Origin of the sequence: Enterobacter sp. PP-008-ECC_S150, from assembly GCF_045257065.1 — a bacterium.
Lineage (GTDB): Bacteria > Pseudomonadota > Gammaproteobacteria > Enterobacterales > Enterobacteriaceae > Enterobacter > Enterobacter chengduensis.
The window spans coordinates 67,031-90,355 of record NZ_JBJHHG010000003.1 but is presented as its reverse complement, the minus strand read 5'-3'; the positions used below and the strand labels follow the sequence as shown (position 1 = coordinate 90,355).

The window sequence follows — 23,325 nt, the reverse complement described above, 5'->3', positions numbered from 1 at the left end:
ACGCACCGGAGCCTTTATGTTACACTGCGCGCCTGAACTTTTCCCTGTGGTGTGCCCGTGGCTCAAAACTCCGTATATCTTCCTGAACAATTCCTGGCGCAGATGCGCGAGGCGCTTCCTTCTCACCTGTCCCTAGACGATTTTATCGCCGCCTGCCAGCGTCCGCTACGCCGGAGTATTCGCGTCAACACGCTGAAAATCAGCGTCGCGGATTTTCTGGCGCTGGTCTCCCCGTACGGCTGGCAGCTGACGCCGGTACCGTGGTGCGAAGAAGGATTCTGGATAGAACGCGATGACGAAGCCTCACTGCCGCTGGGCAGTACCGCTGAACATCTGAGCGGCCTATTCTATATCCAGGAAGCCAGCTCGATGCTGCCGGTGGCCGCCCTGTTTGCCGATGGCAACGCGCCTCAACGCGTGATGGATGTTGCCGCCGCGCCGGGCTCAAAAACCACGCAAATTGCCGCCCGAATGGGCAACCACGGCGCGATCCTTGCCAACGAATTCTCCGCCAGCCGCGTGAAGGTGTTGCATGCCAACATCAGCCGCTGTGGTATTCATAATGTCGCCCTGACCCACTTTGACGGACGCGTGTTTGGTGCCGCCGTACCGGAAGCCTTCGACGCCATTCTGCTGGACGCGCCCTGCTCCGGCGAAGGGGTGGTGCGTAAAGATCCCGATGCGCTAAAGAACTGGTCAGTGGAGAGCAACCTTGAGATCGCCGCCACCCAGCGCGAGCTGATCGAGAGCGCATTTCACGCTTTGCGCCCCGGCGGCACGCTGGTCTATTCAACCTGCACCTTAAACCGTGATGAAAACGAAGACGTCTGCCTGTGGCTGAAGGCGCAATATCCCGAGGCAGTCGAGTTCCTGCCGCTTAACGATCTGTTTAGTACAGCACAAGAGGCGGTGACCCCCGAGGGGTTCCTCCACGTGTTCCCGCAGATCTACGACTGCGAAGGTTTCTTTGTGGCGCGTCTGCGTAAAACGCAGGGGATTGCGCCCCTGCCCGCACCAAAATTCAAGGTGGGCAACTTCCCGTTTGCCCCTCTTAAAGGTCGCGACGCTGCACAGCTTGAAGCCGCCGCCAGCAAGGTTGGCCTGGTCTGGGATGAGAGCCTGCACCTCTGGATGCGTGATAAAGAGATATGGCTGTTCCCGGCTGAGATTGAGCCGCTTATCGGAAAGGTGCGTTTTTCCCGTATCGGGATCCGCCTGGCGGAAGTGCATAATAAAGGCTATCGCTGGCAGCATGAGGCCGCGATCGCCCTTGCCGGCCACGAGAATACCTTTGCCCTGACGCATCAGGAAGCCGAAGAGTGGTACCGGGGGCGCGATGTCTATCCGGAGAGCACGCCATCCGGTGATGAAGTGATAGTGACCTATCAGGGCTACCCGCTGGGGCTGGCCAAAAAGGTCGGTTCGAGGCTGAAAAACAGCTATCCGCGCGAGCTGGTGCGGGACGGTCGCCTGTTTACCGGTAACGATCGCACCGCCTGAAAAAAGCGCATTTTTTTACTGGCGATTTTGCTCTCCTTGTCTACGATCAAAAATGGGGACCGCACTGGTCATACCAGATTTTGACAACCGACCCGGAGAGCACTATGACGAAAACCAGCGTGCGTATTGGCGCTTTTGAGATCGACGACGCAGAACTGCGCGGCGAAGAACAGGGCGATCGAACGTTAAGTATTCCCTGCAAATCCGACCCGGATTTGTGCATGCAGCTCGATGCATGGGATGCAGACACCAGCGTCCCGGCAATACTTGATGGCGAACATTCTGTCCTTTACCGTGAGCATTACGATAGTAAAACCGATGCCTGGGTCATGCGTCTTGCCTGACCTAAAGTGAACCCGCCCGAAGGCGGGTTATTTATTACTGCAGCTGCGCCAGCGTGAAGTAACCGTCAAACACCGCTCCCGTATCGATGTAGTGGAGATTGTCAAAATCATACCTTTTATCGACGGGCGTATGTCCGAACCAGAAATGATCCGCACCGCTGATGCCCTGCCCTTTGCCCACCATAAACCCCATCAGCCGATCGCGGTCCCACAAGACGCGATGGGCGCTCACCGGTTTTTGCCAGCGGTATTCCGCAGCCGGATAATCAGCATGGGCAATCACGTTCAGGCCGTTCGCGCAGGTTATCTCGATGATATGCGGTAAATCGCGGCAGGCGTCGAGCAACGACAGCGCAAGCGACTGCTGGTCGCGTTCAAGCTGCGCAAACCACATTCCGCCATTTATCGTCCAGAGAGAGAAATCGTTATTATCCAGGCCATCGAGCGCCATTTGCTCATGGTTGCCCCGCACGGCGCGAAACCATTTTTCATTCATTAACTGCAGGCATTTTACGCTGTCAGGGCCACGGTCGATCATGTCCCCGACTGAAATGAGCAAATCCTCATACGGGTTAAAGTGACGGCGCTTAAGATCATCCATAAGCCACTGATAACAGCCGTGTATATCGCTGACAACCCAGACGTGACGCCACATTCCACCTTCAATTCGCTGATACATAGCCCCTCCTTTTAACAGTATAGCCGCCGCAGAAAAGGCAACAGACGGGCGCGGTCCTCACGAAGTGAAACAAACGGTAAACCAAACAGAAATAAAGATCCCCGCGCTCTTAATCCCTTTTTCCTGGCTCTTTAGAATAAAGGGATAAAAAAAGAGGGGACTTCACGTGTCTAATACGCACCTGCATAACGATGTTTTTTACCCGCATCGCACAAATATTATTTCCGAGCTGGTGAACGGCAAACGCGTCCCGGGACCGATCTGGCGCAAACGCGAATATCGCCTGAAGTTTCTTTTACGCTCGCTGCTGTTCTGGTCTTCTACGCAACGCATGCTGGAAGCCCTTTCCGGGCGCGACGATTTCGACAGGCTGCTTTCCTCGCAAATTACGCTGCCCAGCAAGACCCACCGGCAGTATCTGATGCGCGGCCTGACGGCTAGCGATCGCGCCGACGCGATTGTTAACCACTATTACTGGATTGATAGCCTGAAAGAGAGCGCTCTCGCTGAGGCGCTGACCAGCCCGCAGGAGCAAACCGTTGCGCAGTTTCACGCCAAAGACGGTGTTATCTATACGCTCAATGCGTCCTCTGCCGGGAAAGCCGAGCGTGAAGGCGAAAGCACGCTGTGGCTTCGCGACAACGAGAATACGCTGCTGGCCAGCCTGACCTTTAGCGTTGCGCGCAGCAACGGTCAGCCAGTCATGGTCATCGGCGGGCTTCAGGGCCCCCGTCGCAGCGTATCGCGAGACGTCATCAAACAGGCCACCCGCGCCTGCCACGGCCTGTTCCCTAAGCGCGTTTTGATGGAAGTCCTTTTCCAGCTGGCCGCGCAGTCCTCTGTCCGGGCGATTTTTGCCGTCAGCGACGAGGGGCACGTTTTCCGCGCGTTGCGGTATCGCCTGAGCAAAGGCCGCCATTTCCACGCCAGCTACGATGAGTTTTGGGCATCTCTTGACGGTAAAAAAATCTCGGCCTTTTGCTGGCAGTTGCCGCTCCAGATGGAGCGGAAATCCCTCGAAGAGATTGCCAGTAAAAAACGTGCCGAATACCGTCGTCGCTTTGAGCTGCTCGATGAAATAGAGGCAGCCGTTAAATCGCACTTTTAAGCCTGGCTGGCGTTTTCGCTCACCGTGTAGCGGATGCATTCTGTTTAAAAGAGGAATGATAAAGCAGCCCACTATTGCACAGGGCGAGGGCGCTCAGTTAGCATTGCGCGAAATGAAACTGGCGAATGCGTTGGGAAAAGCGCAATGCGGGCGCAAAAATGAGGGACTTCGGAAATGATCTATGACTGCTTCTTATATTACGATGAAGATATGCTTCTCGAAATCAGGCTAAACACGCTGGCGGACGTTGTCGATCGCTTCGTTATCGTTGAGTCAACGCATACCTTTACCGGTAAAAAGAGGCAGCTGCATTTTGACATAAATAAATACAGTCAATTTAAAGATAAAATTATCTACGTTGTTCATGATAAAGAACCGATTACGAAAGCCGCTGAAGAATCACATCCGGCTCGGGAGGGTATTCCGGGGCTGCCGGACGGCATGGTAGTGGATGCATGGGCAAATGAAGCGGCGCAGAGGAATGCTATCATGCAGGGTTTGACGCAGGCCAACGATGATGATTTGATTTTAGTTTCCGATGTGGATGAGATATTTTCCCCTCGGGTGGTAGCATCGATAAATCCCAAAAAGCTCTGCACGACTATTTATCAGAATTTCTATAATTATCAGTTTAACCTGCAGGTTTTTAATACTGACAACACGCCAAGAAAATGTAAATTACCGAGAGCCACCCAATATAAAAATCTCGTTAATTTCTTTGGCGGTGAACCTGAGTCATTCAGGAATCTTAAACGCACCCGAAGCGTCAAAAGCTGGTCCTGGCTTAAATGGAACTGGTTCAAGGTTAACAACAGCATCATTGAAAATGGTGGCTGGCATTTCTCATGGGTGATGACTCCTGAGCGTATCTCAGAAAAAATGTCTACCATTTCCCATACTGAATACGATCTTCCTGAGTTTAACAACCCAGACCACATCATGAAGGTCATTAAAAATGCGGAAGATATCTGGGGGCGCGACAGAACGCTCATCAGGCAAGAGCTGACGGTTGAAAACTTCCCGGAGTACATTGTCCGTAACAAAGACAAATTCTGCGCGTTCATTATTTAACTAACGGGCTGCCCTTTGCTCGCAGAAGACGTTTGTTCAGTGAACCCTCGGCCACAAAATTTTAACAAACATCCCAAAAAACCCTGGACGCACGCGGTCCTGAGTATGTTATGGTTTAGACAGGATATGGAATGTTCGAGAAAGTTTCGGGTGATTTCGAGTCAACACCGAACAATGCATTGAAAAACATACAGATAAAAAGAAACCGAATACGATTCCTGTTTCTGCCAGCCCTTACCCGTTTCTGTTAAATATCAAGTAGTTAAGAGCAAGAGCGAGCAATATCAGACCTGAAATAGCTGCAAAAACGTGCACTAAATTTCAAATGCTTATCACTTTTTTCGTGTGCATTCGTGGTTTTATCGTGAATGCGCACGCAAGATCATTGTGTTATCAACACATTAAATTATCATAATGCCGTCTGCATGGTATGAACACCTCAGACACCGTAACTGCCCTGTTTGGAAGTTACGGTGTTCGATTAAAAATGGCTTATTTCGTTAATAGAAATTATGTTTCCAATAACTCATTAAGTAGCAGGTATTACTCGACCTCAGTATCAAATATCAACGTCACCAGCCCACGCCATGTCGATCCTGGCTCCTTTACCATTTTATCCACACCCGGTTTTTTCACCTGAAAATCGAGTGAGGAACGCCGGTTAAAGATGGCCTCTTTTGGCGCGTGAATAGTGTGTCCGTTACTGATATTGGTCAGGAGGTATCTTGATACCGGACCGCTATCAGCCGTAAATCCAGGAAGACTCATCAGTACTTCGAGCGGGACGGTTTCCGCAGTCTGCGTGTTTTTCAGACCGCAGTTTTGCCCCTGATTATGCTCGCAGAGCATCGTCACCTTAAAACCGCTGGAGGACGACAGGATAAACGGCACTTCTTTCTGAAGCTGCTCAGGTATACGCCCGCCATTTATCCACTGACTCCAGCCTCCCCTCGGAGCCAGTTGTACCTGTTCGCTGCCTGCAGGAAAATCTGCTTTAAAAGCATGTTCTATCGTGGCTTTGATGACAATCCGGATCTCATCTGTGCCATTATAATCATCGGCTCCTAATCCGATATATCCTGGCGTATTAATGAGATCGCCCACACGATAGATAACTACGCCCTCATACTGTCCAGACCTGGTTTGCATAGGAGAAGGTGTGGTCAACGTATATCCAATACTTAAATTGTCTATCATCACACTTCCTTTAAAGCCAGTGGCTTTATTGATCAGTCGATGGCAACTTAACATTCTGTCCGGCACCCCCCAGCCGTGAGAGTACCAACCCACATTTCCAACTCCGGTACGCCCTGAGCACCCCCCGGCTGGGTAAACTCCAGTATTCTCCATTGCTTTGAACAGATCCCCATCATCTGAGTTAGTTCGATTATGTCGGAGACCAAAAAAAGACCACCTGAATTGCACAGTTATCTGATTGGCCGGATTTTTCACATCAACCAGCGTGACTGATTTGGATGTTCCGTCGAGAGAGATGAACGTATGCTTGCTTAAATCAGTAGAATCAGCATCAAACGTTTTATAGGCTTTAAAACCTGGAACAAGCACACTAAACTCACCTTCTTGACAATGTTTAGCGTGGTCGCGGCAAAACCCGGAAACTGGCGTCGTATTTTCAAATTTATTGTGCGTCGGTTTTGTCATATCGGCCTTAAATTCTGTCGTGAGAACGACCTCCACCGCAAACGCTGACTGTGCGACTGACAGAACGATCAGAAACAGAATGCTCCCCAGCGCGTGTTTAAAATTGATTTTTTTCATTGCTTCGTTACCTAAAATTAATCTATCTGCTTGTTCATTAGCGACAGCTAGCGCTGTCACCCCTCCCGATGAGGGGAATGCCGGGTGTTGTCCGCCAGGGTGATGTCACTGCAAAGCAAGTTGCCTGCAAACACCATATCGGCCTGCTTCTGATTGCCGGGATTCAGCCTGATTTCGCACAGTGTTCCTGAACCATGCTCGACGGTGATCACCGGATTTTTCTCATGTAATTCGAGGGTGAACAGCCCGTCTGACTCGGTCACCGTTCTTCCCGCATGATTAATAACCTGGGCCCCCCCGATCGGCTCTCCGGTTGGATCAACCAGACGACCTATCACCGTGACCGTCTTCATGACTCGGACTTCATGCGTGCTGACGCCTCCGCGGATATGGTGATAGTCAAGATATTCGGGCTCTATCTTTAACGCCGGGGCCTCGGTACCCGGGAAGCCGAGCTGAACGTTACCCGGTTTCCACGCATCGACCGGGATAAAGTTTCTGCCGGGTTTCAGTTTCGTACTGCCAGACTGATGCTGAGCAACCAGTTCAGCGCTATCGTCATCAGAAAGGACATCGACAATCATGCCTCCTCCCTGATGATGCGCGGACTGTTTGGTCATCGCAGCCTTCCCTTTCCCAAACGCGAGCGTGCTTCCCGTATTCAAACCGCCTGAAAGCTGACCATCGATGCTGGACCGCTGTCCCCAGAAGCTTCCTTCGGCAAGCGGGGTATCGAAACGGTTAAAGGTACTGATGCCTGCGCCATAGCGATCTGCCGTAAGCGTGCCGCTGGTTTCCCGGATAACGCTGTTTTCACCCCACTGCTGACTCAGCGATGCCGACGCATAAAGGTCACGAGCACCGGAGGTATCCGTTCGGCTACCGACACTCATGTTGCCGCTGCGCTTTTCACCCCCGAGCGGAAAACTGAGACTCAGGCTGACGCCACGGTTGCGCAGCGAACTACTCTCCTGATACGGTCGGTCAAATCCTGATAACCGCCAGTTAATAGCTGTTCCCGCAACCGTTGTGCGTGAACTGTAGCCAACATCCACGCCAGGCCCGCTTCCCTTACTATGATGCGAGACGCGTGCATTAACGTTGGTGCTGCTGTTCAGGCGCCAGGTGGTAGACACGGTACTGTTATGCTCAACCTGAACAGAAGCCGGATGTGATGCGTGCCGGGATGTTGTCGGACGTGTCCAGCTCCGGCTGTGGCCCAACGCAACATTGCCTTTGTCATGGGTAAATACGGCCTGAGTATCAAAACCGTTTCCCGTCGCTGAGCTGTTCCAGACATTGCCGTAGAACTGCAGGGTGTCAGACACCTGAAAATCGAGCGACGATCCGGCCTGCGTCTCTTTTCCGGTTTTCTGCAAAGCCCCCCCTACCGTGGCGCGCGGATGCACTAAATAATTCAGGCTAGCCCCTGCTGCCGTACCGCTGGTCGCCACGGTACTGTCGCTGTTCAGTAACGTTCGCTGTTCTCCCGCAAACAGGTTGTACCTCAGACGCTGTTCAGTGTTACGCCAGCGGGCAGGTTTATTAATAGTCTCTGTTACGCGACTGGTTTCTCGTCCATCCTCAAGAATGCGAATCTCTACCTCATATATCCCCGCAGGCAGGACAGTGGTATCCAGAACCTGCATGCCCGGCACAACAGGCTGAGCATTAATCAGCGATCCATCGCGATACACTTCCGCCATGCCTTCGCGGTTGGCCGTCACGTACACCGGGTAAAGGCTGGCAAAACCTGCGTCTTTTAACAGCGTATCGCTGCTCCCTGCCATCACTCCCACAAGGGTGCTCGCCCCGCCTCCTCGCGTGTACGGCTGGTGCAATAATCCCTGGCTGTCCGGAGTGAAAAGCCCGCCGCGAACAAAGTGCTGCTGAAACTCACGCTGTGAGTACAGGGAGGTCACCGCATGACGTGTTTCTGAGGTCACCCCACTACTACGATCCACCTGGTACTGACTCACCGTTGACCATTTTCCTGTCGCCGCCTCAGCGCCGCCGTTCCATCCCAGGGCAGTTTGCTGTCGGCTGCCGTTAACACTCAACTGGTTATTGAGTATGAGACCGGTACTCCCCTTTTCCGGCAGGCTCAACCAGCGATCCGCCGAGCCCGCTTCAGACGCAGTCGTAATCAATACGAGCTTTGCATCACTGAGGTTATAGTCCACGGCCAGAAGGCCTTCAGGACAACGGTCCTTACACTGACCGAGGGGAACCGGAGATGAAAAGGCCTTCAGCCAGCGTTGTCTCTCTGATTCCGAATACGTGCTGTCACCAGGATCGGTAAACTGTACAATCTTTGCCTGTTCATTTTCCGTCAGTACTATCATGGCATCCCCCAGTAATTTGCCGTCGAGGACAATTCGGGCCGATAAAGGGGTATTTAAAAAGTGCTCACGGAACTCTGCTGGCATATCTGCCGCCTGGTCGGCCAGCGTTTTAATTACTTTTGCCTGGACTGAATGGCTGACTGAAATCGTTAAAGCAACACCGGCAATAAGCTTGAGAAATGACATAATTGACTCATTACTCTAAGAAATAAGGTAAAAAAAGGAGAGGTTGCCCTCTCCAGAGAGTTGAAAAAAGAGTTCCTTACGAAGCAGGCACCGTATCGAAAATCATGGTTACAGATCCCATGTAGTTTCCCGCATCAGGTCGATCATCAAGCTTGCCATTCTGATTAATGGCCATGGTGGCCGTTTTTTCGGTGGCGGCGGCGGCGGCGTTATAAAGTTCAACAGCGGTTGCTGACCCTACAGGCAATTTTTTACCCGCCACACTGACTTCCAGAGGAATAACTGAAGTGCTTCCTGCTGAGGTCAGCACCGGGGCACTCGCCAGATATGCCTTAATGCCCCCAGAGGTATTTTTCATTTTCAGCTGTTTACCGGGATCTGATTCGATAACTGACATACTCGGTTCATCCCAGCGCATTTTCTGTGGCTGTGATTCCCAGCCATTGGAGGTAACAACATAGAAACTGTTATCGGGGATCACAGCTTCGACAGTGAAATCTACCTGCGGGGTTGCGGCCTGTGCGGCAAAGGCAGTGGCAAACAGTGCTGCGGTCAGGCTGAGTTTTTTGAAATTCATCATTGGGTATTTCTCCAGGTTATTGAGTTTTCTGTTAAGCAGGTTTATTTACTGCTGCTCAGGTTTTTTTTCCGATCGCCTTCGATCAGGGTGTACTGCCAGACTCTGTCTGGCGTGGCAGTTCGTTGAAGCGTTTTTCCAGGTCTTAACTGGACAATCACAGCGTTATCGCAATGCGTTAAACTCCTGTCGCAGGACTTGAGCCCGTCAATCACAACGGATGCATTGCCATGATTAGTGACTGACAGCTGATTTCCGCTGCCGGAAATACGGGTGTCAAATCGCACGTTGTCGGGCTGGACCGTCACGATGGTGCCGTAGCCTGACATCACCGTAACGCCGGCATTAATTTGGTCCTGATACTTTTTGGCATCCGCACCGCTGATACCAAACTCTTTCGTACTTTCCGGCACGACCGGGATGTAACGCACGCGGTAGTACTTTTCCTTTTCACGCGAGCCTGTAAAAACCAGGCGATTAGTCTGCATTCCGCCAGCGGGAATAATCAGCCGTGGTGGTGTGGAAATTAATCCTGTGCCCTGACCATTGACCAGTGCAGTGGCATCAAGATTTTTTTCAACTGCCTGGCCTTGGGCATCAAACACCATTTCATGAATATTGATGCGGACATAAGCCGTTGCATCACCCGTATTATGTATACGCTTGGCCAGAGTATTTTTACCGCTCTGCATATACTCATTAAGGGAGCCGACATTAATAACAGGCCCGGAAACTGCAGGCATGGCATACACCATTGCAACTGCAATGATTAATTTTTTAAACATGATACAATCCTGATAAAAGATTATTGTTTCAGCCTGCGTGTATCTGCTTTAAAAAAGACCCATGCATTAAAATGCAATATCTTTTCAAAGGCAGCACACGTAAACTGGTGTTCAACTACTTTTCCGTAAATGTCCATATCGCGAAAGAAGCTCCATCTGATTACAGACGCCCAATTTTCTCATGGCAGTCTGTTTTTGAGCGCTAATCGTTTTAACACTCCGATTCTTTTTTAATGCTATCTGCGTAACGGTCATACCATTCATATACTCTTTAATAACACCCTGTTCAGCACCACTCAAAACACTGAACACCTTTTCGGGCCCCGTTAGATCATTTTCTTTACCCGCTAATGTTGCTATTAGATAGTATTCTTCGACGCTGTCCTCAATCCAGTATTCACCACGTAAAATAGCATTCAGCGCATCATCAAAATATGTCAATGGCGTGCCTTTCCACATAAATGATTTCGCTCCCGCCCGCAAATACTCGGTGGCATCTATGGGATTTTTCGCACTGGAAATCACCATAACGGCTACGCCTTCATATTGTGAGATTCTTGCCACGGATAAACACACCATCAGTCGCGATGAAAAACACTCATCATTAATAATCACAACACTTATACTTTCATTATCCAGAAAGCATTTATCAATAACTTCTTCACTTTTAAATATATGGATCTTGCTAAATTTTTTCGTTTCATGAAGGATGGTATAGAACCCTCTATTCATAATGTCGCATGAACATATGACTGCAACTCCCCTCTTTTTTATTTTATAACTCATGAAGTACTGAGCTATTAAAGGCATACTCATGACACTTTCCTTTCTATTTAATCACTACCCCGCCATTCCTCAGTCAGGAATAATTATTCCCTTCCGTGTTGTTTTGCGATGGATGCATTTGAACATCGAATTTATCTGACCTCAAGCCCCAAGCCTAAGATGAAACGAAAATGTAACCGTTACGATATAAACAACCATTAATCAATGACATAGAAAGCGTTACGAAAGCGTTACTTTTTTCTCTGATGCTTTTTCTCTTATGGTTGCTACTCTAAAAGAGTTGTTTCTGAGGGATGCATCCTAGAAGGAGAATGGATTACAATGCCGCCATTCGCGTGGAAGGAAAAAATATGACTATCCTCTTTTATTACAAAGCAGGAGTACTTCGTAGTGGTACGGGTACGCTTGAGCTTAGTAAGCAAAACAAGCTTGGGCTGGAGCATTTCTGCCGAAAAGCAGGAATGCTTGTCACAAAAGATGAGTTTGTACAGATTTGCTGGGGTAACAAAGGCGTAATCGTTTCGGACAATACCGTCAGGCAGTCGTTGTTCAGGCTGAGATCATCCTTATCCGAAGTAGGCGCTCCGGATGATACGCTCATTACACAAGGTCGTAATGGCTATATTCTTAAGCCAGGGATTATTCAACTCATCGAGTCTGACAACGTTTACGAGGAGCTTATTGCGCCAGCTATCAGCAATGATGACACAGCTGATGATACCGTTCCCGGTACCGAAGACACCGCTCAACCGGCGGGAGAGATACAGAGTTTAGATAAACACCAGGGTAAAAAGCGAAACGTTATGCTCTATAGCTTATCGGGAGCGGCCTTCGCTTTACTCTTTGTCACAGGCTTATATTTCAGGTTTTTGTTTTTTACGCATGACATTACATTCATACACTACAAAGATGATGCAGGCCGCTCCTTTTTCTTTTCAGACACCATTGATGAGGCCAAGAATAAGGAAAATGCGATCAAGAGAATTTCTTACTGGCTTGACAGAAACAACCTTGCGGCTTCAGACCGACCTCTCATTTATATAAGCGCTGACTGGCGTGATACGTTGTCATTTTTTTCGTGCAAAAACGATATCGCTCAGCGTGCAAGTGATTGTTTGAGCATTAATGTTATTGGGGATAATAAAAAATGAAATGGCTGGTTGCGTTATGCCTTTTAGCTGTCGGTGCCGGGTGGCTGTCATTTCCACTTATTGCTCAGTTGTATGTCGGTGATTGCACGACAAAATCATTGCTCATCTATGATGAACCACATAAAACGGTTCTCAGCGAAGCGGAATGGACAACCTTACGTGGTGGAAAACAGCATTACTACAACAGTAAAATCACACTGCTTCCTGACAGCGGTCCCGCGGAGAAGTTCTATATCGAGAGAACAGTAAAAACCACCTTGAATTATCATGTGGACTCTGCTGAGGTAACGAGTGCCAGCGCATTCCGAATAGCTGGCCCAGACACCTCTGATCCACTGGTTGGGCGTTATATTGATCCTCTTTCAGAAAAGGGTTTTACAGCCCGAGTGTACTTTTTCAAAGTAGGTGAACGAATCCTGTCAGGCTTCCGGGATCGCCCGCTGGTTTCTTGCCAGAAAAGGTGAAGTTTGCCGTAAGCTATTGTCAAATATCCCTGCACTGAGGGTTTTGCCCAGACCAGCCCGATCTTACATCCAAAAAATGACCTAAAAAGGCTTGGATGTGAGGGAGAAAGTGTTTACATTGTTTTAACAGGCACAAAAGACCGGATAGGTGATTTCGGGGGATTTCGTGCCAAACCTTGTAAAGCCCTGATTTATAAGGCAGACAAAAAGAGACCGAATACGATTCCTGTATTCGGTCCAGGGAAATGGCTCTTGGGAGAGAGCCGTGCGCTAAAAGTTGGCATTAATGCAGGCTAAGTCGCCTTGCCTTTTAAGAATAGATGACGACGCCAGGTTTTCCAGTCCACAGCTAAAGCGGCCGGAAAAAAAGCGCCAGAGCATCATAAAATGTGAAAAACCGCAGTGCTTTCGCAAGCATCTGCGGTTTTTTATTGGAAACCTGAACGTTAGCAGAGCGTGTCGGCACGCTCGATAAACGGTGCCAGACTCATTTTCAGTCCCGGATGCGCCGGGTCATCTATCTGAATGATGCTAATCGGCTGACCGCTGCTCTTGCCGCTGGCGACCTGCTGCTCGGCGGCAGCATTTAACGGGTACTGCACCAGCGTGCTCGGGTTAATGGCATACAGCGCATGGCCAGGACGGCAGGTCAGCATCACCTCTTCGCGGTTGAACGCCCACTTGTCCTTGCCCACTTCAAAACGGCTGACGGTGATAACCTGCGGTGCGGCAAGCGCGCTCCCGGAGCAGGCCAGCAATATGAGAGAAAGTACTGTCTTTTTCATATGATATTTAACCTTGTCAGAAGGGTTCCCAGGTGGCGAACAGACTGACCGTTGCCAGTACCAGCGCGCCCAGCACCACTTCTGCCTGTGTCATCCTGATAAAAATCTGTTGTGCTCGTCCGCTCTCCGGACGAAACCGTGGCACCAGAAAATACCGATTTGCCAGCGCAATTACCACCATCAAGGCCACCAGCGCACATTTGAACAACAAAAACTGTACGTAGCCAGCCTGCCAGGGAATGTGGACGCCCAGTATCAATAGCGCATTGATCGCGCCGGTGAGCAGCACGCCCGCGACCGCATAGTGGCCTACGCGCGAAAAGCGCATCATGGTAAAGATGGCGGCATTCTGCCAGCGCCCCGTCGCCAGACGCATGCAGAACAGCAGGGGCAGTAATCCACCAAGCCAGGTCGCGGCGCAGAGCAGGTGCAACGCATAATTAGCCCGCTGCAACGCCCCCAGCGGGCCGTCGTTCATCGCCGCGTGCCCTACTCCCGCCAGCAGGATAAGCTGGCCCATGGCGAGCAGCAGCAGACGCGAGCCTTTCATCGGTGCCAGCCATGCGGCACCGACCGTCATCGCAGCGAGAATGATTTGCCACAGCCAGACGCTGCCAAACTGCGTTCCCAGAACACCCTGCCAGACCCGAGGGCTAAGCACGTCTCCCCAGCCGTCACCCATCAGTCCGCCCTGCAGCATAAACATCATAAGCGCGCTTGCCAGGCCGATCAGGGAAGCCACTCGCTGCTGTCGCGCAAAACGTCGCGACATCAGCCGCTGGAGGGAGGAAGGCGCAAACCAGACGCCGTAAAGCGCATTGCCAAAAACCAGCATCAGCGCCGTGAAATGGACAAAGCGCAACCCGATATAACACAGCGCCAGCATGTTATTTGACGCTAAAGTGATAGCTGCCTTTGGTTTTATGGCCGTCTACGGAGACCACATGCCAGTCCACCCGATACGTGCCAGAGGCCAGCGTGTGCTCCAGCGGAACGGTGAGCTGAGCCTTGTTCTTGTCGTCTCGCGTAGCGGTACCCGTTTTAATGACTTGCTTTTGCGCATCCGTCACCACCACGCCGCTAAATCCCGGTTCGATACCCTCTGAAAAATTCAGCGTAAGTGCCTGCGGAGCACTCACCACGCTGCCTGCGGCCGGGATCGGCTGTGTGAGATGTGCATGTGCCAGCACGGAGGGGGTCATCATTGTCGAGGCCACAAAAACCAGTGCGCATACCGCGCGGGAAGCGGAGAAACCCATCGCAATCATTCCTTTTTGTTATGTCTGTATGCTAAAGAATAACGCTGTATAATAAGCGAGTCGAGGATCATCCTGCCTCCGCTTGTCATCGTCGTGCAATCGCGGTAACGTTGCCGCCGCATAAAAAGGAGAAGGTAATGAAGATCAATCTGGCCGCCCTTCCGCAGGACGAGATGGATAAAGTGAATGTCGATCTCGCTGCCGCTGGCGTCGCGTTTAAAGAGCGTTACAACATGCCCGTCGTGGCTGAGGTCGTTGAACGGGAACAACCCGCCCATCTGCGCGACTGGTTTCGCGAAAGATTAATCGCCCACCGTCTCGCCTCGGTTAACCTCTCCCGTTTACCGTACGAGCCTAAAGTTAAATAAGCTTAACGAGTCGTTACATTTCCTTACGCGGAATCTGGCAGGATAAGAAAGCCCTGATAAATTTAGGTGTATTCTTAAATCTCTGCGACTCAGTGTATAAGGAAGTCACGATGTCACATTGGAATATAGCGGCAGCCCAGTATGGCCGTCAGCATCAGAGTGTGGATGACCACGTTACGAATCACCTGCGCTTCATCGCCGAAGCCGCACGGCAGTGGTGCGATCTGCTGGTCTTCCCTGAACTCTCGTTAACGGGCTCGGGTTCAACGACGTTACCTCCCCCACCCGGCGACGCGCAGCTGGAACCGCTGATTGAGGCGGCGCATTTTCACCGTATTACCGTGATTGCCGGTCTCCCGCTGGAGCGGAATGGCCTGCGCCTGAAAGGCCTCGCGCTCTTTACTCCCGCTCGCCGCCGCATTCTGCGCTACCCGCAGGGTAGCGGTGCCAGCCTGGTGCCGGGGGAAAAGCAGCTCAGCATTCTTGATGCCCATGCCGATTCCCCCAATCTCGACCCCAGAGCCACGCTGGTTACCAGCTGTCAGTCCGTGGAGGATCACCGCTGGGGGCAGTCCATCAGCACCCTGCAGCGCTTCGCGCACAAATATGCCATAGCGGTGCTGATGGCGAACGCCTGCGGCGGTAGCGCTCTGTGGGATGAAAGAGGCCAGCTGATCGTTCGTGCGGATAAGGGCGAGCTGCTGCTGACCGGCACGCTCGGCGGAGAGGGTTGGCAAGGCGATATCATTCCTTTAGGCTAGGCGTTTTAAGCTCAGGAGTTTTCAATGCTGCGCGTCATCGATACCGAAACTTGCGATCTTCAGGGCGGAATTGTGGAAGTGGCCTCTGTCGACGTGGTTGATGGTAAAATCGTCAACCCAATGAGCCATCTGGTGCGTCCCGATCGCCCCATCAGCCCTCAGGCAATGGCTATCCATCGCATAACCGAATCGATGGTGGCGGATAAGCCGTGGATCGAAGAGATCATTCCCCACTACTACGGTAGCCCGTGGTACGTCGCGCATAACGCCAGTTTCGATCGCCGCGTGTTGCCTGAAATGCCGGGCGAATGGATTTGTACCATGAAGCTGGCGCGCCGTCTCTGGCCGGGGATTAAATACAGTAACATGGCGCTGTACAAGTCCCGCAAGCTCAGCGTCCGAACCCCTGAGGGGCTTCACCATCACCGCGCCCTGTATGACTGCTATATCACCGCCGCGTTGCTGATTGATATTATGAATACCTCTGGCTGGACGCCGGATGATATGGCAACAATCACCGGTCGTCCCGCGCTGCTGACCACCTTTACCTTTGGTAAATATCGCGGGAAGCCGGTGTCCGAGGTGGCGGATAAGGATCCGGGCTATCTGCGCTGGCTGTATAACAACCTCGACAGAATGAGCCCGGAGCTGCGCTTGACGCTGAAGCACTATCTGGGCGAAGCCTAACGCTCCGCACGGCCTGGCAGCGTGCCCTGCGCCAGGCCTATCAAAAAGGCATATTCCAGGGCCACCCCCTCGTAGGATTTAAATCGCCCCGATTTTCCGCCGTGACCGGAGTCCATATCGGTACAGAGCAGCAGCAGGTTATCATCGGTTTTCAGCTCCCGCAGTTTTGCCACCCATTTTGCCGGCTCCCAGTACTGCACCTGAGAATCATGCAGACCGGTGGTGACCAGCATGTGCGGGTAGGCTTTCGCCTCCACGTTGTCGTACGGGCTGTAATCCTTCATATAGCGATAATAAATCTCATCCTGTGGATTCCCCCACTCTTCAAACTCCCCGGTGGTCAGTGGAATGGACTCATCGAGCATGGTCGTCACCACATCGACAAACGGCACCTGCGCGACAATCCCCTTGAAGCGGTCTGGACGCTGGTTGATAGCCACCCCCATCAGCATGCCGCCCGCGCTGCCGCCCATGCCAAAGCAGAGCTGCGGATCGCCATAGCGCTGCTCAATCAGCGCATCGCAGACGTCGAGATAGTCATTGAAGGTGTTTTTCTTTTTCAGGAATTTCCCGTCTTCATACCAGTGCTGCCCCAGCTCACCGCCGCCGCGAATATGGGCGATGGCGAAAACAAAGCCGCGGTCGAGCAGGCTTAATCGGCTGCTGCTGAAATCGGCGTCCATGCTTGAGCCGTAGGAGCCGTAGCCGTAGACCAGGATCGGGTTTTTCCCTTTCTGGAAATGGGCCTTATGGTAGACGAGCGAGACGGGAACCTCGACGCCGTCGCGGGCGGTGACCCACAGGTGCTCGCTGCGGTAGTTTTCAGACTCAAAACCTTTGACCTCGGTCTGCTTAATCACCTGGCGCTGCCCGGTATCCATGTCCAGCTCGAACAGGGTGTCCGGCGTGGTCATGGACGAGTAGCCGTAGCGCAAACGCGACGATTCGGGCTCAGGGTTAAAGCCAATCCACGTCACGTAGGCCGGGTCGTCGAACGCAATCCCCACCACTTCGCGCGTTTTACGGTTGATTTGCCGGATACTGGTCAGTCCGCGCTGGCGCTCTTCCACCACCAGCCAGTCGGTAAACAGGGTAAACCCTTCGAGCATCACCTGATCCCGCGCGGGAATAAGCACCTCCCACTTGCGCTCGTCGCGCACCTTGGTTTTATAGAGACCAAAGTTTTTCCCCTCGCGATTCGAGCGCAGATAAAAGCTGTGCTGGAAGTGATCCAGGCTGTACTCGTGATCCTTGCGGCGCGGCAGGAAGCAGAGCGGCTGGGCGTCGGGCAGTTCGGCATCCAGCAGCAGAACTTCCGAGGTCGTCGCGCTGGAAAGGAAGATAATCACATAGTGGCGAGAGGAGGTTTTATGCAGGCTGACATAAAACGTTTCGTCTTTCTCCTCGTAAACCAGCTCGTCGTCAGCGGAGTCCGTTCCCACGGTATGTCGCCACACCTGATAAGGCAGCAGCGTTGACGCGTGCTTTTTAACGTAATAAACCGTCTCGGAATCATTGGCCCAGACAAAATCCGGAGAGACGTTTTCCAGCATTTCCGGATACCAGTTGCCGGTGTCCAGATTGCGAAAACGCAGGCCGTACTGGCGGCGGGAGAGATAGTCCTCCGCCAGCGCCATCACCGCGTTATCCGGCGAAATGGACATGCCGCCCAGGGTATAAAACTCGCTGTGGGCGGCGCGCTGGTTGGCATCCAGCAGAATATCCCACGCATCCCATTCGGCGCTGAGCACCGACTGACGCTGGTAGATGGGATACTCGTTGCCGGGCTCGTAAATATGGCGATAGCGATAGCCGTTTTTAGTCCATGGTGCCGAGATATCGCGCTGGGGAACGCGCTGCACCATCTCATTCAGCAGCCGATCCTGCAGCGTCTGCTGGCTGGACATGACCCTGCGGCCATAGTCGTTTTCCTCGTGCAGGTAGTCGAGCACCTCTGGCCGGGAGCGCGAATCGTCCCGCAGCCAGTAATAGTTGTCTATACGCGTATCGCCATGCGTGGCGATCGCATAAGGAATACGTCGGGCTTTCGGTGGCATGTCATCTTTCTTTTAAGTTTTACACCCTATAAGGTTGGCAAAACCCACGCATGATGCAAGCGAAACCGGGTCGCAACGGCGAAGGCTAGCCCTGTAGCGCCTGTTTTTGTTCCCGAATATCCCGCTCAATGCCCTCGCGCACGTCCTGAGGGATCTTCAGCGCGTCGCCGAGGGCGTTAAGGTAGCTTCGCTCCATAAAGTGATCGATATCGATAGCGGCGCAGCTGAGGAAATAGAGTTCGAGCGCCTCTTCCTCATTATTCACGCTTTGCGCCAGGCGCTGGGGATCGAGCGGCTGCTCGATGGCCTGCGCCACCAGCGCTCTGCCCTTCTCTTCAACACCGGCCTCGCGCAGCTGCTGCTCGATCGCCGAGCGTTCTTTATCGTCAATATGACCGTCACTTTTCGCGGCAAAAACCAGCGCCTTAATGAGCCGTTCGGTACGCAGATCCAGCGGCGAGGTGTGCTCGCCATAATGCGGTTCATCGCTGTGCGCGGTCCGAACCCTGTCCTTGTATTTATTCCACAGAACGGTGCCCGCGATGGCGCCCCCGCCGGCCAGCAGCGCGCCCGTGCCATACTTTGCCAGCAGCTTGCGCGAGGATTTATTCGCGACCAGCAGGCCTGCCAGCCCGCCGAGCGCTCCGGGTACCAGCAGCTTGCTGAGGTCCCGCTCGCCGGAAGAGGATGTTTTCTGCCCTAACAGGGATTGCAGTTGATTTAGCCAGCCAGACATGGTTTCCCTCACTTAACGGTGAACATGTTCCACAGCGTAAGCGAGCAGGCGTCAGGAAATGTCTGGACGGGCTAAAGAAGCGCAAATTTCTTACCCCCGCACGTAGCCGCGTACAAGACAGACGCAAACGTTTTCGTTTATACTGCGCGCAACTTTTTCAGGGGGATTGTTATGATTCGTTTAGGAACCGCGCTGCGACCTGCGGCGACGCGAGTGATGCTGTTGGGATCGGGCGAGCTGGGAAAAGAGGTCGCTATTGAGTGTCAGCGTTTAGGCGTGGAAGTGATTGCCGTTGACCGCTACGCCGATGCGCCCGCCATGCATGTCGCCCACCGCGCGTATGTAATTAACATGCTCGATGGTGATGCCCTTCGCGACCTGATTACGCGTGAGAAACCCGATTTTGTCGTGCCGGAGATAGAAGCCATCGCCACCGATACGCTGATCGCCCTGGAGCAGGAAGGCCAGCGCGTGGTGCCCTGCGCGAAAGCCGCAAAGCTGACCATGAACCGCGAAGGCATTCGCCGCCTGGCGGCGGAAGAGCTGGGGCTGCCCACCTCAGGCTACCGTTTTGCGGGCGATAAAGCCGCGTTTCTGAAGGCGGTAGAGGAGATTGGCTACCCGTGCATCGTTAAGCCGGTGATGAGCTCCTCCGGAAAAGGCCAGAGCTTTATCCGCGACAGCAGCACCCTTGACAAGGCGTGGGATTATGCCCAGCAGGGTGGCCGCGCCGGAGCCGGTCGCGTCATCGTTGAAGGCGTCGTGAATTTTGATTTCGAGATCACCCTGCTGACCGTCAGCGCCGTTGACGGCGTCCATTTCTGCGATCCGATTGGCCACCGCCAGGAGGATGGCGATTACCGCGAGTCCTGGCAGCCGCAGCAGATGAGCGCCCTGGCGCTGGAGCGTGCGCAGGCCATCGCCCGTAAAACCGTTCTGGCACTGGGCGGCCATGGCCTGTTCGGCGTGGAGCTGTTCGTGTGCGGAGATGAGGTGATTTTCAGCGAAGTCTCCCCGCGCCCGCATGACACCGGCATGGTCACGCTGATTTCGCAGGATCTCTCCGAGTTCGCCCTGCACGTGCGTGCCTTCCTCGGCCTGCCCGTCGGCGGTATCCGTCTGTACGGCCCGGCCGCCTCGGCGGTGATCCTGCCGCAGCTTACCAGCCAGAACGTCACGTTTGATAACGTCGACGTGGCGGTGGGTGCCGGGTTGCAGGTACGTCTATTCGGCAAGCCGGAGATCGACGGAACCCGCCGTCTTGGCGTGGCATTAGCCACCGGGGAGAGCGTGGACGACGCCGTAGCGAGAGCAAAAGCGGCCGCTGCGAGCATCAAGGTAGCAGGATAAAAAAACGGGCCGAAAGGCCCGTTTTTCATGCGACGAATAGCTTACTGCTTCGCGCCTTCCACCGCTTCGCGAGCCAGTCTGGTGATGCGATCCCAGTCGCCCGCTTCCATCGCATCCGCCGGAACCAGCCATGAGCCACCGATGCACAGCACGCTTTTCAGCGCCAGGTAGTCACGGTAGTTGGCAGGCGAGATACCGCCCGTCGGGCAGAAGCGTACCTGTGAGAAGGGACCCGCAATCGCCTGGAGCGCTTTGGTGCCGCCGTTCGCTTCCGCCGGGAAGAACTTGAACTCTTTCAGACCGTAGTCCATGCCCAGCATCAGTTCAGAAACGGTGCTGATGCCCGGGATCAGCGGAATAGTGCCTTCGGTGGCCGCCTTCAGCAGCGACTCGGTCAAACCCGGGCTGATGGCAAACTGCGCGCCCGCTTCGGTTACTTCAGCCAGCTGTTTTGCGTTCGTTACGGTACCTGCACCGATGATAGCGTCCGGCACTTCTTTGGCAATCGCGCGAATCGCGTCCATCGCGCAGGCGGTGCGCAGGGTCACTTCCAGAACGCGAACGCCGCCCGCAACCAGCGCTTTCGCCATCGGTACAGCGTGCTCCAGCTTGTTTACCACAATAACCGGCACGACAGGGCCCGTGGTCAGGATTGCTTCTGCACTTGTTTTCCAGTTTTTCATCAGAGTTCTCTCTCGCCAGATCGTTAAAATCAAGTCGTCTTAAAACGTCATACAGGTTGCGCCCTGCTCCGCGCCGGAGAGTTTCTCACGCAGCGCGCTGAACATTTCGCGTCCGGTCCCCACGCGCGAGGCGCTCAGGTCAGGAATATGGGGCTTACGTGCCGCCAGCTCGGCGTCATCGACCAGCAGGGTTAACTCGCCCGTCTGGCCGTTCACGCGGATCATATCGCCGTCGCGCACTTTCGCCAGCAAACCGCCGTCGTAGGCTTCCGGCGTCACGTGGATAGCGGAAGGCACTTTGCCGGATGCGCCCGAGAGGCGTCCATCGGTCACTAACGCAATTTTGAAACGGCGGTCCAATAATACACCAAGTGGTGGCATAAGTTTATGTAATTCTGGCATCCCGTTGGCTTTCGGCCCCTGATGACGCACCACCACCACGCAGTCTTTATCGAGCAGACCCGCGTCAAAGGCGGGTAATACGTCGTGCTGGCTTTCAAACACCACCGCCGGCGCTTCAATAATCTGGTTCTCTTCCGGTACGGCAGAGGTCTTCATCACCGCGCGACCAAGGTTGCCGCTGAGCACTTTGGTGCCGCCGTGAGGAGAGAACGGTTTGTCGATGGTGGCGATAACCTGCGCATCAAGCGACGCGCTCGCGCCCTCACGCCAGTCCAGCTCGCCGTTGTTCAGCCACGGCTCCTGGGTGTAGCGCTGCAGGCCAAAGCCGGCCACGGTGTTCACGTCTTCATGCAGCAAACCGCCTTTCAGCAGCTCGCGCATCAGCAGCGGTACGCCGCCTGCGGCCTGGAAGTGGTTGATGTCCGCCGGGCCGTTCGGGTACAGGCGCGCCATCAGCGGCACCACGGATGAGATCTCGGAGAAATCATCCCAGTTAATCAGAATGCCCGCCGCACGCGCCATGGCCACCAGGTGCATGGTGTGGTTGGTCGACCCGCCGGTGGCCAGCAGGGCGACAATCCCGTTAACGATGACTTTTTCATCGACCATTTTGCCCATCGGCATCCATTCGTTGCCGTTGCCGGTCAGACGCGTCACCTGACGGGCCGCAGCCTCGGTCAGCGCCTTGCGCAGCGGCGCATCAGGCTGGATAAAGGATGAGCCCGGAAGCTGCATCCCCATGAACTCCACCACCATCTGGTTGGTGTTGGCCGTACCGTAGAACGTACAGGTTCCCGGCGCATGGTAGGACGCGGCTTCCGCCTCCAGCAGCGCCTGGCGGTCTGCCTTCCCTTCCGCGTACAGCTGGCGGATACGCACCTTTTCTTTGTTCGGCAGGCCGCTCGCCATGGGGCCTGACGGCACGAAGATCGCAGGCAGATGGCCAAACGACAGCGCCGCCATCACCAGGCCCGGGACAATTTTGTCGCACACGCCGAGATACAGCGCGCCATCAAACATGTTGTGCGACAGGCCCACCGCCGCGGACATGGCAATCACTTCGCGGCTCAGCAGGGAGAGCTCCATACCGTCCTGCCCCTGCGTCACGCCGTCGCACATAGCGGGTACGCCACCCGCCACCTGGCCGACCGCATTCACGCTGTGCAGCGCCTTACGGATGATATCCGGGTAGACCTCATAGGGCTGGTGCGCGGAGAGCATATCGTTATAGGCGGTAATGATGGCGATATTGTTACGCAACATGCTTTTCAGCGACGCTTTATCGTCAGGCTGGCAGGCGGCGAAACCGTGCGCCAGGTTCCCGCAGGCCAGCTGCGAGCGATGTACGGTGTTGGTCTTCGCCTGTTCAATCCGGGCGAGGTAGGCCGAACGGGTCTCTTTCGAGCGCTCGATAATGCGCTGTGTTACGCGTAACAATGTCGGATTCATAAAAGCTCCTCTC

General features: G+C 53.7%; 23 protein-coding genes. 10 read left to right on the top strand and 13 right to left on the bottom strand.

Going from position 1 to position 23,325, the window contains the following annotated elements; translation table 11 throughout:
- Positions 1-57: 57 nt before the first annotated feature.
- Both rsmF and ACJBF3_RS04810 read left to right on the top strand, forming a co-directional pair.
- Positions 58-1,500, top strand: a complete 1,443-nt coding sequence (rsmF, locus tag ACJBF3_RS04815) for a 16S rRNA (cytosine(1407)-C(5))-methyltransferase RsmF (protein WP_045326706.1) — start codon at positions 58-60, stop codon at positions 1,498-1,500.
- Between the two features lie 104 nt (positions 1,501-1,604).
- Positions 1,605-1,844 carry a YebV family protein gene (locus ACJBF3_RS04810; RefSeq protein WP_045326707.1) on the top strand — a complete coding sequence of 80 codons (240 nt, stop codon included), beginning with the start codon at positions 1,605-1,607 and terminating at the stop codon, positions 1,842-1,844.
- A gap of 34 nt (positions 1,845-1,878) precedes the next feature.
- Here ACJBF3_RS04810 and pphA read toward each other — a convergent pair whose 3' ends face one another.
- Positions 1,879-2,523 carry a protein-serine/threonine phosphatase gene (pphA, locus tag ACJBF3_RS04805; protein ID WP_045326708.1) on the bottom strand — a complete coding sequence of 215 codons (645 nt, stop codon included), beginning with the start codon at positions 2,521-2,523 and terminating at the stop codon, positions 1,879-1,881.
- Between the two features lie 166 nt (positions 2,524-2,689).
- Here pphA and ACJBF3_RS04800 point away from each other — a divergent pair, with 166 nt between their 5' ends.
- The gene (locus ACJBF3_RS04800; RefSeq protein ID WP_045326709.1) at positions 2,690-3,631 is read left to right on the top strand and encodes a VirK/YbjX family protein; all 942 of its coding nucleotides are present in this window, start codon (positions 2,690-2,692) and stop codon (positions 3,629-3,631) included.
- Positions 3,632-3,805: 174 nt separating this feature from the next.
- Entirely contained in the window at positions 3,806-4,702 is an 897-nt protein-coding gene (locus tag ACJBF3_RS04795; RefSeq protein WP_045326711.1) for a benzoate transporter, read from the top strand.
- A gap of 543 nt (positions 4,703-5,245) precedes the next feature.
- Here ACJBF3_RS04795 and ACJBF3_RS04790 read toward each other — a convergent pair.
- From ACJBF3_RS04790 to ACJBF3_RS04770, 5 genes are all read right to left on the bottom strand, one after another.
- Positions 5,246-6,541 (bottom strand): hypothetical protein, encoded by a 1,296-nt coding sequence (locus ACJBF3_RS04790; protein ID WP_059517957.1) that lies wholly within the window; start codon positions 6,539-6,541, stop codon positions 5,246-5,248.
- Positions 6,538-9,012 carry a CS1-pili formation C-terminal domain-containing protein gene (locus tag ACJBF3_RS04785; protein ID WP_080472990.1) on the bottom strand — a complete coding sequence of 825 codons (2,475 nt, stop codon included), beginning with the start codon at positions 9,010-9,012 and terminating at the stop codon, positions 6,538-6,540. The genes ACJBF3_RS04790 and ACJBF3_RS04785 overlap by 4 nt, the downstream gene beginning before the upstream one ends.
- Positions 9,013-9,088: 76 nt before the next feature.
- Positions 9,089-9,592: a CS1 type fimbrial major subunit gene (locus ACJBF3_RS04780; RefSeq protein ID WP_045326714.1), complete on the bottom strand. Its 504-nt coding sequence runs from the start codon at positions 9,590-9,592 to the stop codon at positions 9,089-9,091.
- Between the two features lie 41 nt (positions 9,593-9,633).
- The gene (locus ACJBF3_RS04775) at positions 9,634-10,374 is read right to left on the bottom strand and encodes a hypothetical protein (protein WP_052672168.1); all 741 of its coding nucleotides are present in this window, start codon (positions 10,372-10,374) and stop codon (positions 9,634-9,636) included.
- A gap of 111 nt (positions 10,375-10,485) precedes the next feature.
- Positions 10,486-11,190 carry a LuxR C-terminal-related transcriptional regulator gene (locus ACJBF3_RS04770; protein WP_045326717.1) on the bottom strand — a complete coding sequence of 235 codons (705 nt, stop codon included), beginning with the start codon at positions 11,188-11,190 and terminating at the stop codon, positions 10,486-10,488.
- 281 nt (positions 11,191-11,471) lie between these two features.
- Between ACJBF3_RS04770 and ACJBF3_RS04765 the strand changes: the two genes are divergently transcribed.
- The gene (locus ACJBF3_RS04765; RefSeq protein WP_045326718.1) at positions 11,472-12,311 is read left to right on the top strand and encodes a transcriptional regulator; all 840 of its coding nucleotides are present in this window, start codon (positions 11,472-11,474) and stop codon (positions 12,309-12,311) included.
- Positions 12,308-12,775, top strand: coding sequence for a hypothetical protein (locus ACJBF3_RS04760; RefSeq protein WP_127902824.1), 468 nt, complete (start codon positions 12,308-12,310; stop codon positions 12,773-12,775). Before ACJBF3_RS04765 ends, ACJBF3_RS04760 begins: the two co-directional genes overlap by 4 nt.
- A 446-nt stretch (positions 12,776-13,221) precedes the next feature.
- Here the strand turns inward: ACJBF3_RS04760 and ACJBF3_RS04755 are convergent, their stop codons facing one another.
- From ACJBF3_RS04755 to yobA, 3 genes are read right to left on the bottom strand one after another with little or no spacing between them, the layout of a single operon-like run.
- On the bottom strand, positions 13,222-13,560 hold the full coding sequence (locus tag ACJBF3_RS04755; protein WP_045326720.1) for a YebY family protein: 339 nt from the start codon (positions 13,558-13,560) through the stop codon (positions 13,222-13,224).
- Positions 13,561-13,576: 16 nt separating this feature from the next.
- Positions 13,577-14,446, bottom strand: coding sequence for a copper homeostasis membrane protein CopD (gene copD, locus ACJBF3_RS04750; protein WP_045326721.1), 870 nt, complete (start codon positions 14,444-14,446; stop codon positions 13,577-13,579).
- A 1-nt stretch (position 14,447) separates the two neighbouring features.
- Positions 14,448-14,819 carry a CopC domain-containing protein YobA gene (gene yobA / locus ACJBF3_RS04745; RefSeq protein ID WP_047716200.1) on the bottom strand — a complete coding sequence of 124 codons (372 nt, stop codon included), beginning with the start codon at positions 14,817-14,819 and terminating at the stop codon, positions 14,448-14,450.
- A gap of 137 nt (positions 14,820-14,956) precedes the next feature.
- Here yobA and ACJBF3_RS04740 point away from each other — a divergent pair, with 137 nt between their 5' ends.
- From ACJBF3_RS04740 to exoX, 3 genes are all read left to right on the top strand, one after another.
- On the top strand, positions 14,957-15,187 hold the full coding sequence (locus tag ACJBF3_RS04740; RefSeq protein WP_008500465.1) for a DNA polymerase III subunit theta: 231 nt from the start codon (positions 14,957-14,959) through the stop codon (positions 15,185-15,187).
- Between the two features lie 110 nt (positions 15,188-15,297).
- The gene (locus ACJBF3_RS04735) at positions 15,298-15,948 is read left to right on the top strand and encodes a carbon-nitrogen hydrolase family protein (RefSeq protein ID WP_045326726.1); all 651 of its coding nucleotides are present in this window, start codon (positions 15,298-15,300) and stop codon (positions 15,946-15,948) included.
- A gap of 24 nt (positions 15,949-15,972) precedes the next feature.
- Positions 15,973-16,635, top strand: coding sequence for an exodeoxyribonuclease X (gene exoX / locus ACJBF3_RS04730; protein WP_045326728.1), 663 nt, complete (start codon positions 15,973-15,975; stop codon positions 16,633-16,635).
- Here exoX and ptrB read toward each other — a convergent pair.
- Both ptrB and ACJBF3_RS04720 read right to left on the bottom strand, forming a co-directional pair.
- Positions 16,632-18,692 carry an oligopeptidase B gene (gene ptrB / locus ACJBF3_RS04725; protein ID WP_045326729.1) on the bottom strand — a complete coding sequence of 687 codons (2,061 nt, stop codon included), beginning with the start codon at positions 18,690-18,692 and terminating at the stop codon, positions 16,632-16,634. The genes exoX and ptrB overlap by 4 nt on opposite strands.
- Before the next feature lie 85 nt (positions 18,693-18,777).
- Complete coding sequence (locus ACJBF3_RS04720) at positions 18,778-19,428, bottom strand: tellurite resistance TerB family protein (RefSeq protein ID WP_045326731.1); 651 nt, start codon at positions 19,426-19,428, stop codon at positions 18,778-18,780.
- 171 nt (positions 19,429-19,599) lie between these two features.
- On the opposite strand from ACJBF3_RS04720, the gene purT reads away from it, so the two are divergent.
- A complete protein-coding gene (gene purT, locus ACJBF3_RS04715; protein WP_045326732.1) occupies positions 19,600-20,778 on the top strand; it encodes a formate-dependent phosphoribosylglycinamide formyltransferase in 1,179 nt (392 codons plus the stop codon).
- A 41-nt stretch (positions 20,779-20,819) separates the two neighbouring features.
- Here purT and ACJBF3_RS04710 read toward each other — a convergent pair whose 3' ends face one another.
- Both ACJBF3_RS04710 and edd read right to left on the bottom strand, forming a co-directional pair.
- The gene (locus ACJBF3_RS04710) at positions 20,820-21,461 is read right to left on the bottom strand and encodes a bifunctional 4-hydroxy-2-oxoglutarate aldolase/2-dehydro-3-deoxy-phosphogluconate aldolase (protein ID WP_045326734.1); all 642 of its coding nucleotides are present in this window, start codon (positions 21,459-21,461) and stop codon (positions 20,820-20,822) included.
- A gap of 39 nt (positions 21,462-21,500) precedes the next feature.
- Positions 21,501-23,312 carry a phosphogluconate dehydratase gene (edd, locus tag ACJBF3_RS04705; protein ID WP_045326736.1) on the bottom strand — a complete coding sequence of 604 codons (1,812 nt, stop codon included), beginning with the start codon at positions 23,310-23,312 and terminating at the stop codon, positions 21,501-21,503.
- Positions 23,313-23,325 lie beyond the last annotated feature (13 nt).